At 62.8% G+C, this 10,146-nt stretch carries 10 protein-coding genes; 2 read left to right on the top strand and 8 right to left on the bottom strand.

All coding sequences use genetic code 11. From position 1 onward, the window contains the following. Window positions 1-204: 204 nt before the first annotated feature. The 5 genes from ACMLHG_RS11495 to ACMLHG_RS11475 all read right to left on the bottom strand — a co-directional run bounded on the left by ACMLHG_RS11495 (window position 205) and on the right by ACMLHG_RS11475 (window position 7,562). The gene (locus ACMLHG_RS11495) at window positions 205-2,907 is read right to left on the bottom strand and encodes a glycosyl hydrolase-related protein (protein ID WP_417170589.1); all 2,703 of its coding nucleotides are present in this window, start codon (window positions 2,905-2,907) and stop codon (window positions 205-207) included. Window positions 2,908-3,143: 236 nt separating this feature from the next. Then, complete coding sequence (locus ACMLHG_RS11490) at window positions 3,144-4,244, bottom strand: glycosyltransferase (RefSeq protein ID WP_417170588.1); 1,101 nt, start codon at window positions 4,242-4,244, stop codon at window positions 3,144-3,146. Beyond that, a complete protein-coding gene (gene miaB, locus ACMLHG_RS11485; protein WP_294432550.1) occupies window positions 4,241-5,581 on the bottom strand; it encodes a tRNA (N6-isopentenyl adenosine(37)-C2)-methylthiotransferase MiaB in 1,341 nt (446 codons plus the stop codon). The genes ACMLHG_RS11490 and miaB overlap by 4 nt, the downstream gene beginning before the upstream one ends. Continuing rightward, a complete protein-coding gene (gene proB, locus ACMLHG_RS11480) occupies window positions 5,578-6,705 on the bottom strand; it encodes a glutamate 5-kinase (RefSeq protein ID WP_295809507.1) in 1,128 nt (375 codons plus the stop codon). The genes miaB and proB overlap by 4 nt, the downstream gene beginning before the upstream one ends. Before the next feature lie 104 nt (window positions 6,706-6,809). Further along, window positions 6,810-7,562, bottom strand: coding sequence for a DnaJ domain-containing protein (locus tag ACMLHG_RS11475; RefSeq protein ID WP_417170587.1), 753 nt, complete (start codon window positions 7,560-7,562; stop codon window positions 6,810-6,812). Window positions 7,563-7,668: 106 nt separating this feature from the next. Between ACMLHG_RS11475 and ACMLHG_RS11470 the strand changes: the two genes are divergently transcribed. Beyond that, window positions 7,669-8,082, top strand: coding sequence for a response regulator (locus tag ACMLHG_RS11470; protein ID WP_294432547.1), 414 nt, complete (start codon window positions 7,669-7,671; stop codon window positions 8,080-8,082). A gap of 10 nt (window positions 8,083-8,092) precedes the next feature. After that, on the top strand, window positions 8,093-8,398 hold the full coding sequence (locus ACMLHG_RS11465) for an HNH endonuclease (protein ID WP_417170586.1): 306 nt from the start codon (window positions 8,093-8,095) through the stop codon (window positions 8,396-8,398). Between the two features lie 13 nt (window positions 8,399-8,411). On the opposite strand, the gene ACMLHG_RS11460 is transcribed toward ACMLHG_RS11465, so the two are convergent. The 3 genes from ACMLHG_RS11460 to ACMLHG_RS11450 form a co-directional block, all read right to left on the bottom strand. Then, window positions 8,412-9,071 (bottom strand): SGNH/GDSL hydrolase family protein, encoded by a 660-nt coding sequence (locus ACMLHG_RS11460; RefSeq protein ID WP_417170585.1) that lies wholly within the window; start codon window positions 9,069-9,071, stop codon window positions 8,412-8,414. Window positions 9,072-9,245: 174 nt separating this feature from the next. Continuing rightward, the gene (locus ACMLHG_RS11455) at window positions 9,246-9,761 is read right to left on the bottom strand and encodes a hypothetical protein (RefSeq protein WP_417170584.1); all 516 of its coding nucleotides are present in this window, start codon (window positions 9,759-9,761) and stop codon (window positions 9,246-9,248) included. Between the two features lie 97 nt (window positions 9,762-9,858). Beyond that, window positions 9,859-10,146, bottom strand: a 288-nt coding sequence (locus ACMLHG_RS11450) for a hypothetical protein (protein WP_417170583.1), incomplete at its 5' end; no start/stop codon positions are given.

The raw sequence follows: 10,146 nt of genomic DNA, 5'->3' as shown, positions 1-10,146 counted from the left end.
CTCCCCGAACCATGATGGAGAGCGGGGCAATACCGCCCGGGCAGAGTTATCAATGGATCGCGCTTCGACGAGAATGGGCCCGTCCAGCTCGTCGGAGTCGAAGCGCGAGCGGTTGGTAACTCGCTGCTTTCTCACGGGCCGCCCCCGGCAGAATCGAAGCGCGAGCGGTTGGTAACCCGGTTGCTTTCTCGCGGGAGTTCCCTGTCAGAAGCGGAGCCGGAGCGTGACGATCTCCCACGGCGACGCTTCCACCGGAACGGTATGCCCGCCGTCTGTCGCTTCCACCCCCTTGACCGGCGTCTCGTCGAGGCGGCAGAACTCCGCCGCCCGGAGCTTCTTCGCCACCGTGACGCTCCCCCGGCGCGGCTCCGGCGAGAGGTTGACCAGCCGCAGCACGACGCTGCCCGGTTCCCGGTCTGCCGCCGGTTTCAGTGCGGAGAAGTTCAACTTGCCGTCGATCCGGCAGAAGCTCTCATTCGCGAACGGCTGTGTTCCCGCCTCCTTCAAGAGGTGGACCGGCGTTTCCGCCCGCAGAATCTGCACTGCTTTCCAGAGTTCGGCGTCGTCGGTGCCGGCGCCGAAGAAGCGGGCGGCGCAGAGGAACTCCGAGCGCCCGCTCTGCTGCCCTTCCATCTCGCCGTCGGTGTTGACCGTGCGGCGGAACGCCCGCAGCAGTGTGACCACCAGTTCCCCCGCAGCGTTGTCGATGGCTCCCGCCTCATGGATTCCGGCGGCGAAGAGCAATGCGACACCGCCCGAGGCGTCGCGCTTGCCGATCAGCCCGGAGACGTTTTTCTCGATGAACTCCCGTTCAAACCCGCCTTCGGTCGTGTCACCCAGTTCGCGCCCCGCCTTCCGGTTGAGAATCGCGAAGTTCTGCCCGGCGAAACAGTTCCCCGGAATTCCGGTCGGCGCAATCAGCTGGAGCCGGAAGTCCTCCGCGTGGTTCTCGACAGCGAAACGGAGTCCGAGCTGGTCCGAATCGCGATCCAGCGTCACCGTCGTGCGGAGGATCACTTCGGCGGACTCCTCCGCTTCCCGGATTCCGACGTAGTTCTCCCCCAGCCCTCCCTCGTAACGGAGCGACGCGGGCAGGTGGTAGCGCCGGGTGATTTCGAACATGGTCCGCTCCGGCCCGTCGAGTGTCACCCGCAGAGAGCTTTCGGAACTGCAGAGCAACGCCGTGCTGCCGACCGGTTCGACGTGGTTCCAGCCGTCGCCGATTTCGCGGTCGAAACGGAATTCGTTCCAGTTCCGGAAGCTCCGGCCGGAGCGGAGATCGATGACGTCGAAGGTTCCTTCCGGGTGGAAATCGAGTTGCAGAATCCCGTTGGTCGCGCTCCGCTGCGACGTGCGCATCGTCCGGTAACTGCGGACGAATTCCGGCGACGGCTCCAGCCGGAGGGTGGTCCAGCCCGCCGCGCGCAGTTTCGTTCGGAACGTTACGCGGTAGACATCGTACCGGCGGAACACGTTCCACTGGAACTGCCGCATCTGGTTGCGGCGGATGGAGACGATCTGGTACGGGACCAGTTCCCCCGCCTCGTCCCGGAGTTGAAAGGAGTTGACGAATTCGTAGCCGAACGGCTCCGCCTGCCGCTTCACGTAGGGGGCGGCCGCGGGGAAGCGGATCTCGTATTCGGCGGTCCGGTCGACGTCGAAGGGGAGTGGATTGCGGAGGCGCAGGAGGTAGCGCCCGTCCGGCGCGACCTCGTCGGCCGGGTCGCCGGACTGCTTCTCCAGCCGGACGCCGGTCAGCCGTTCGCGGTCGAGCTGAATCTGATCATCGACAATCGCCCGCGCGCCGTCGAACACTTCGCCGAAACGCCCGAGCATCCGCCGGTGGACTGAATCGATCGAACAGCCGCAGATTGAATCGTGCGCGTGATTCTTCACCAGCTCTTTCCAGAGGTAGTGGAGTAACCCGAGGTCGCCGGTCTCTCCGGCGGCGGCCCGTTCGGCGAGGAGGGGTTCGACCAGCAGTTCCAGCCGGTTCGAGCAGAGGTCGTTCGCCCGTTTGACGTCGCTTCTGGAGCTGACGGTGCCGCTGATCTGCCAGTTGCCGTTGATGTCGGCGGGGTGGATCAGCTCGCCTCGAAGCACGGTGGAGACCTCCGGGCCGAACTCCCGTTCGAAGAGGTCGAGACAGTCGGTCTGAACAAGTTCGGCATCGGGATACTCTTCGGCGATCCAGCGGAGCATTTGAACCGGATCTTCCGGCGGGCAGGAGTGATCCAGCCCGTCGGAGAGGAGAAACGCCTCCTTGCCCCAGTAGGCGGTATCCTGTTCGACACATTGGCGCAGCCGCTCCCGGAACTCCCCTTCTTCCGGCGAGCGGTCGGTGCCGCCGCGGACGTCGAGCGTGAACTGCCCGTAACCGTTGCGCGGCATGAGGTGAATGGTCCGGATGCGGGTGCCGTCGGGGGATTCCCAGAGAAAACGCGGCGGCTCGGTCGAGGCGAGGCCGCGCCAGACCACCGCCCCTTTGAGGCCGAATCCGGCGAAGAGCTGCGGAAGCTGTGCCATGTGGCCGAAGATGTCGCAGACGTAACCGACCGGCCAGGGGGCGGAGCCGTACTCCTCCGCCACGGTGCGGCCGATCTGGAGGTTGCGGATCAGCGCCTCGCCGGAGACCAGAAACTCATCGGGCATGACGTACCAGGGGCCGACTTTGAGCCGCCCGCCCGAGATGGCGGCGGTGAGCCGGGGCTTCCACTCCGGATGGACCTCAGCGATGTCGTCGAGCACGACGGTCTGCCCGTCGAAGATGAAGTGGCGGTACTCCGGCTGCTGTTCCAGCAGATCCAGAACCCGGCGCGTGAGGGTGAGCAGCCGTTTGCGGTAAACCTGCCGGGGCTGATACCACTCCCGGTCCCAGTGGGTGGCGCTGAAATAGTAGAATCGCATCGTGTCAACCTTCTCCCGTTGTTTCTTGCCCGCTCTCTCCCATTTTCCCGTTTCACCACAGGAAAAGAGTGATCAATGGATCGCGCTTCGACGAGAATGGGCCCGTCCAGCTCGTCGGAGTCGAAGCGCGAGCGGTTGGTCACTCGGTGCTTTCTCACGGGCCTCCCCCGCCGGAATCGAAGCGTTGATTTACCATAGTTCCGGAATGGAAGGATTTCAAGCAAAAATGAGGCGATTCAGTCGCCGGAAGCGTCGCGTTCGGCGGCGTGGAGAAAGCGCAACGTCCGCAGTCCGTCGAACCAGCAGTGAAAGGCCTCCTGCTGTGCCCCCGGCGTTTTCGGCAGGTTGGCGAGCACCCCGTTCCAGGCGGCCGGGAACCGTTCCGCTTCAAGGAACGCGGCGGAGGCGGCGGGAAGGCGGCGGAGCAGGGCGTCGGCACGGTCGAGCGCCCCGGGCGAGGCGGCCGCGTCGAGCAGCTGTTTGAGCCGGGCGAAGGCGCCGTCTGAAATCTCCGGCAGCGGTTCGCCCCGGAGCAGTTTCCGGACCGACGGCCCGGTACCGAACGGAACCCGTTCCGACGGGCGGGGCGAGGGGTGGACCAGCACCTTTTGCAGTTCCGCCACCTTCGCGGTCTTTGCCACCGCCTGCAGAAAGTAGAAGTCCTCGCCGCCGGTGCGGACTCTCATGCCGCCGCAGCGGATGTAGCTCGCGGCGCGGCAGACGAAGGCGCTCCCGACCGTGTGGAAGGCGTAGGGGGAGCCCGCCCGGCGCAGACGTTCGACGTAGGCGTCGAGATACTCTTCGTAGCGGCGGATGGCCTGTTCCAGCTCCGGCGTATCCCCTTCCCGGTGGCGGAAGCCGATGGTGACCGCGCCCGCTTTGCTCTGCGCGAGAAAGGCTTCACTCTCTTCGAGATAGCCGGGTTCGACCGTCGTGTCGGCGTCGAGCGACCAGATGGCCGCCTCTTCGACGTTTTCAGGGGAGAGGGAGGCGATCACCGCATCCATGCCCAGCTTGCGGGCGGCGCCGACTCCCCCCTCCAGCTCCGGCGCAAAGCGCCAGACGAGCCGGGGCAGTTGGAGTTCACCGGTCTCCAGACGGTGGAGCAGGGTTTCGTTCGCGCGGCGGCAGGATTCCGGCGCGTCGGGCGGATGGTTGACGACGACCACCACGGCGGTCTCTTCGATCCCGCGCGCGGAAGCGAGCGAGGCGATAGTCTCCGCGATGGAATCGTTTTCGTCGCAGGCGGGGATCACCACCGCCCGGCGGAGCTCCCGCCACGGCAGTGGTTCGGCCGGATTGCGGCGCAGATACTTGGCGAAATCGTGCGGCTTCACAGCAGCCGGCCGAAGAGGGAGACGCTCCCCGCCCGTTCGACCTGGACGCGGCGGAGCATGCCCGGTTCGAGGCCGTCGCACGGTTCGAAGTGGATCAGCCGGTTGGTGCCGGTGCGGCCGCACCAGCGGTCGGGGTTGCGCGGACTTACCCCTTCGACCAGCACCTCCTGAACGGTGCCGACCTGGGCGGCGAGCGACCGCTCCACCCGCTTTTTCAGATCTTCGAGCAGGATCTGGTTGCGCTCCTCCTTCACTTCGCGGGGCACCGAATCCTCCCGGAGCGACGACTTCGTGCCGGGGCGGGGGGAGTATTTGAAGATGAAGGCGTTGTCGAAACCGACCCGGTTCATGAGTTCGCGGGTCATGTCGAAATCCTCCGCCGTTTCGCCGGGGAAGCCGACGATCACGTCGGTCGAGAAGGTGACGTCCGGCATCGCCGCGCGGAGCTTTTCGACCACCTCATAGTAACTTGCCGCGGTGTACTGGCGGTTCATTTCGCGCAGCACCCGGTCGGAACCGGACTGCAGCGGCAGGTGGATGTTGTGGCAGACCGTCCGGCTCGCCGCAATCGCTCCGATAAGCCGGTCGTTGAAGTAGCTCACGTAGGGCGAGGTGAAGCGGATGCGCAGAAGTTCCGGAATCCGGTCCAGCTCCTCCAGAAGATCGGCGAAGGGGGAGTAATCCGGCGGCGGCGGGTTGATGTTGCCGCCGAGCCCGTAGGCGGCGACGTTCTGGCCGAGCAGCAGAATCTCCTTCGCGCCCGAAGCGGCCAGTTCGCGCGCCTCGGCGAGGACATCCTCCCGCTCGCGGCTCACTTCGCGGCCGCGCACGTACGGAACGATGCAGTAACTGCAGAAACGGTTGCAGCCGCGGGTGATGGCGATCTGGGCGAACACCTGTTCCGCACCGCTGCCCGCGCGGTAGTGGCTCCCCATCGAGGTGAGCACGTCGGCGGACTCCCGGGTGCTGGCGACGCGATGGCGGTCGGCGCGGATCGATTCGATCAGGGGGACGAGCGTGTGAAGCTGGCCGGTGCCGAGCACGAAATCGAGGTGCGGCAGCTCTTCGAGCAGCTGGTCGCCGAGCCGCTGAGCCATGCAGCCGAGCGCGCCGATCACCAGGTCGGGGCGGCGCGCTTTGAGCTTCTTCATATAGCCGATCTTGCCTTTGGCCTTGCGTTCGGCCTGTTCGCGGACACTGCAGGTGTTGAAGAGGAGGACATCCGCCTCCTCCTCGTTTTCGACGATCGAGTGGCCGGCTTCGACCAGCATTCCGGCGAGCGCTTCGGAGTCGCGCTCGTTCATCTGGCATCCGTAGGTTTTGAGGAATACTTTCATGGCGTCAGCAGTGTCAGGTTGTCGCGGTGGATGAGCTCCTCGTCGACGTTCGGGCCGAGGATTTCATGAATTTCCGCCGAATGGCGCCCGCAGATGCGGAGGCAGTCGGAGGCTTCGAAGTTGACCAGCCCGCGCGCGAAAGGAACGCCGTCCGGCCCGGAAATTTCGACCGTGTCGCCCCGCTTGAAGTCGCCGCTGACGAACCGCACGCCCGAGGGGAGCAGACTGCGCCCGTGCTCGCGGACCGCCTTCGCCGCGCCTTCGTCGACCAGCAGCGCGCCGGAAACTTTGCTGAAGAAGGTGATCCACCGCTTGCGCCCGGTCAGCCGGCGGCGGCGCGGCAGAAACACCGTGCCGACATCTTCGCCGCGGAAGATCGCTTCGAGAATCCCCGGCACCCGGCCGTCGGCGATCCAGAGGTACTCTCCGGCGGCGGTGACGATGTCGGCGGCGCGCAGTTTCGAACTCATGCCGCCGATGGAGAATTCGGAGTTGTCGGTGTCGCCGGCCATGCCGCGGATGGCGTCGTCGAGCTTTTCGACCACCGAGATGCGCTCGCCGAGGACGCCGTCGACCCGTTCGCGCAGCCCCTGTTCGGTGGTGAGGATGATCGTGAGCTGCGAATCGGTGATCGAGGCGAGCATTCCGGCGAGGGTGTCGTTGTCGCCGAACTTGAGTTCGTCGACCGAAACCGAGTCGTTCTCATTGACGATCGGCAGGACCTCCTTCTCCCAGAGGGCGTTGATGCAGTTCATCACGTTGAGGTAGCGTTCGCGGCTGCGCAGGTCGGCGGCGGTGAGCAGAAGCTGTGCCGTGCGGAATCCCCGCTTGCGGCACTCCTCCTCGTAGATCGACATCAGCCGCGACTGGCCGATGGCGGCGAGCGCCTGAATCTTCGCCAGCTCCTTCGGGCGCCGGGCAAGTTCGAGTGCGCGCATTCCCATGCCGACGGCGCCGGAGGTGACCAGCAGCACCCGGCTGCCGCGGCTGCGGATGGCGGCGATGCCGTCGACCAGTTTCGCGATCGCCTCCTGGCTGGTCAGCAGCCGGGTTCCGGCCTTGACGATCACCTGCCGCGCCTGCCGGATCAGTTCCCGGCGGATTTCCAGATTCTGTGCATTCATATGAAATATTCTCGTGTTTTTGGACATATCATCCGTCTAATGTAGCATTTCGGCGGAGAAATGCAAGCGTCTCCCCGGCGGGAATTCCGGCGAATCGCCCCCCTTCACTCGTCGTGGGGAAGGCTTTTCATCGCCGTGGTCATCGAGCGGCTCAGCTGGCGGACCATCGCGTCGGCGGGATCCTCGACGAAGACCGGTTTCTTTTCCGCGAAGAGCGACAGTGTCCAGTGGAGCAGCGGATGGTGCTTTTTCCGGAGCGCCTCCATCTCCGCCTTCACCCGGGGCAGCCGCTGTTCCGGGACGCGCCTCCGGCCGATTCTGCGGGCGGTCTGATAGTGGTGGAGCGCGGCGAAACAGCGGCCGGTCGCGCCGAGGGTCCGGGCGAGGTGAATCCGGAAGATGATGTTCTGCGGCGCGCGGGCGACGATGAAGCGGAAACACGCCTCCGCCTCGCGGTAGCGGCGGTGCATCAGGTGGTCGCGCCCCTCGCGGTAGCGGAGGAAGGTTTCGGTCTTCTCGAGGTCGGCGAGCAGCGTCGCCAGCGAGGTTTCCGGCGGGACGTTGTTGCCGACGATCAGCTCCTCGAGGATGTCGTCCGCCTCGGAATCCATCAGGGGACCGGCTTTGCGGAGCGGGAGGGGCTCCTCCATCAGCGAGGCGTCGTACCGTTTCCGCTTTTCGGGGTCGGAGAGGATGTCGAAGGCGTGGACCAGCATCTGGAATTCACGGGTCTTCGCCGGGGAGTTCCCGAAGAGGTCCGGGTGGCACTCTCTGGCCCGGGCGTAGTAGGCGCGTTTGAGGCCGGCGAAATTGACCGTGGCGCTGACTCCCAGGATTTGATACAGAGTTTGTTCCATGTTTTTTCCCGCTAAATGCCGTCGTGGACTTGCCATAAAAGGAAAAATATGGTATAATATAGATGTAGTTTAACTTTATCGCAAACGGGAGTGCTTTCTTTTCATCATGAGCGGCGCGATCAACAATCTGCCGGGGGGAAGTGAGACGATTCTGATCGTGGACGACCACGAGACGATCTGGGATTTCCTCATCGAGGCTCTGCAGAAGCTGGGCTACTCCGTGCTGCTGGCGGAGAACGGGCTGGACGCGGTCGAAATCTACGAGGAGAATCCCGACCAGATCGATCTTGTGCTGCTCGACATGATCATGCCGAAGGCGGGCGGTCACCAGACCTTCTACAAGATCCGCGCGATCGATCCCGAGGCGAAGATTCTGCTTTCGAGCGGATTTGTTTCCGAGGCGGAGGTGCACGATCTGCTCCAGCAGGGCGCGTGCGGATTCCTGCCGAAACCGCATCGCCTTCCCGCCGTCGCCCGCGCCATCCGGGAAGTGCTCGACAACGGCCGCATCGCCGGCTGAACCGCTTCCCATGGATGACTGGATCGAAATCAACCGCGACGAGCGGCATATCAAGCGGGAGCGCGCCAAGGCGCGTGAACTGCGCAACACCCCTTACTTTCAGGAACAGTTCCGCCGGGGCATCTGCCACTATTGCGGGAAGAATTTCCCGCCGGAGGAGCTGACGCTGGACCACATCGTGCCGGTGGCCCGCGGCGGACGCAGCACCCGGGGCAATCTGGTGATCTGCTGTCGCGCCTGCAATCAGGAGAAGAAATACCTCACTCCGGCGGAGATGATCCTCCGCCGTCTCGAAGCCGAAAACGGCGGAGAATAGGGTTCCGGCCGGTTCAGGCTTCGAAATCGAACTCCATCGCCCGGAGGAAGGCCATCGCCAGCGCGGTGTGGCCGACGTCATTGGGGTGCACCCGGTCCCACGAAATGAAACTGCTGTGGCGGCTCTGCAGAATCCGGTCGAAGGGGGCCTGCGTGTCGACGAAGATGGCGTGATGCTTTTCGGCGAGGCGGCGGCAGGCGGCCTGATAGCGGGCGATTTCGGCGCGCATGCGGTCCTGCAGATTGGTTTCGATGTAGAAGGGGGCCATGATGACCAGCCCGCCGGAGAGCAGGGGGCAGGTGCGGGTGAAGAGTTCGTCCAGCGTGGACTCATATTCATCGAGCAGGACATGTTGCTCCGGTTCGCAGGGGCTGTCGAACTGCCGCCAGACGTCGTTGATGCCGATCATCACCGAGAGCCAGTCGGGGTGGAGGTCGATCACGTCGGTCTGCCAGCGTGCCGCGAGTCGGCGGGCGGTGTCGCCGCTGACGCCGGTGTTGATGACGTTGATGCCGAGTTCGGGATGGAGGGCGTTGATCATTCCCGAGATGATGTGCGGGTAGCCGCGGCCGAGGCGGTTGAAGAGCGTTCCCTGAGCGACCGGGCGTTCCCGTCCGACATCCGTGACCGAATCTCCGATGAAGAGCAGACGGTTTCCCTGCGTGAGTTTCATGATATGTTTCTCCTGAAGTTAGGTTGAAGACAACAGGAGTATACCATACCATGCCGCCGGAAAATTTCAATCCGCCTTTTCGCCGGAGTCATGGCAAACATTCCTGCACAGGAGAAATGGCTGCTCCTCTCTGCCGGTTTTCTACTGTCCGCGGGACGGAAACGGAAGATCGTCCTATTGAATCTCCCGTAGTGTGACATCGGAGAGAGTCACTTTTACACCTGACGGCACCTTGCCGAAACAGAGGTTGGGAATGCGGTAGATCCCACGTACTGCCTGTTGCGGACGAATGTCCAGCCGGATTGTTCGGGCGATATCCTTTTCCAGGGTGACGGTATTCTGTCCGAGACTGGTATACGGTTTCTGATCCTGCATCAAACTGCAGCTGACGGCAACCTTCTCTGAAGCCTTCAGCTTCAGGGAGAGCTCATAGTGCTTGCCTGCTGCCAGATCAATGGATTGCTGTACCATCAGCTGCCCCTGCGTGAAATCGTTCAGTTTGGTGTCATTCCTGACGATGTGCAATACAAGTGCGCCCTCAACCCGTGCGGCGGTCGCCTTGATTTTTGTGTCTGACCAGATATGGGCATTGACTCCCGGATTCAGCACAATTTCCTTCACCTGAATTTCGTTGGCAGCCATGCAGCAACATCCCAGCACCAGTCCCAGCAACATCCCGAGTTTTTTCATTATGTTTTCCTCCTGTGATATAATTCTACTTCGATGCAGAGAAAAACTCAATTTTCACGAGTTTGAATTGAGTGAAATCTCAAACATCCAATAGTTTTCAACCGTTCTGAATTTTGTGAAAGAGCAGGGAAAAGCTAAAGAGTATTGATTGCTTTGACTCATAATAGCATGTGAAATCATATTTGCAAGTCAACATTTTTTTCTCGCTTTTCTCTCCGGGATTGCGGGGAATCCCCTGTCGGTTGTTGCCGGAAACCCCGCGATTGATTTTAGAGCCAATTTCAAAAAGATTGGCTTTTTCCTGTAAATAACTCTTTTTCTCATGTGCCAAGCCCATCTTGACACATCCAGTACGACTTTTTTTCAAAAAAACCGTAAAAAATCG

This window comes from Victivallis sp. (assembly GCF_048170485.1).
In the GTDB taxonomy this organism is placed as follows: Bacteria; Verrucomicrobiota; Lentisphaeria; order Victivallales; family Victivallaceae; genus Victivallis.
Note: the sequence above shows the minus strand (reverse complement) of the source record. Positions and strands in the feature narration are given on the sequence as shown.

Excerpts from the sequence above, each read along its gene's own strand:
- ACMLHG_RS11470 (WP_294432547.1), top strand. The coding sequence starts at position 7,669 with ATGAGCGGCGCGATCAACAATCTGCCGGGGGGAAGTGAGACGATTCTG.
- miaB (WP_294432550.1), bottom strand. The coding sequence starts at position 5,581 with ATGAAAGTATTCCTCAAAACCTACGGATGCCAGATGAACGAGCGCGAC.
- ACMLHG_RS11465 (WP_417170586.1), top strand. The coding sequence starts at position 8,093 with ATGGATGACTGGATCGAAATCAACCGCGACGAGCGGCATATCAAGCGG.
- proB (WP_295809507.1), bottom strand. The coding sequence starts at position 6,705 with ATGAATGCACAGAATCTGGAAATCCGCCGGGAACTGATCCGGCAGGCG.
- ACMLHG_RS11460 (WP_417170585.1), bottom strand. The coding sequence starts at position 9,071 with ATGAAACTCACGCAGGGAAACCGTCTGCTCTTCATCGGAGATTCGGTC.
- ACMLHG_RS11495 (WP_417170589.1), bottom strand. The coding sequence starts at position 2,907 with ATGCGATTCTACTATTTCAGCGCCACCCACTGGGACCGGGAGTGGTAT.
- ACMLHG_RS11455 (WP_417170584.1), bottom strand. The coding sequence starts at position 9,761 with ATGAAAAAACTCGGGATGTTGCTGGGACTGGTGCTGGGATGTTGCTGC.
- ACMLHG_RS11475 (WP_417170587.1), bottom strand. The coding sequence starts at position 7,562 with ATGGAACAAACTCTGTATCAAATCCTGGGAGTCAGCGCCACGGTCAAT.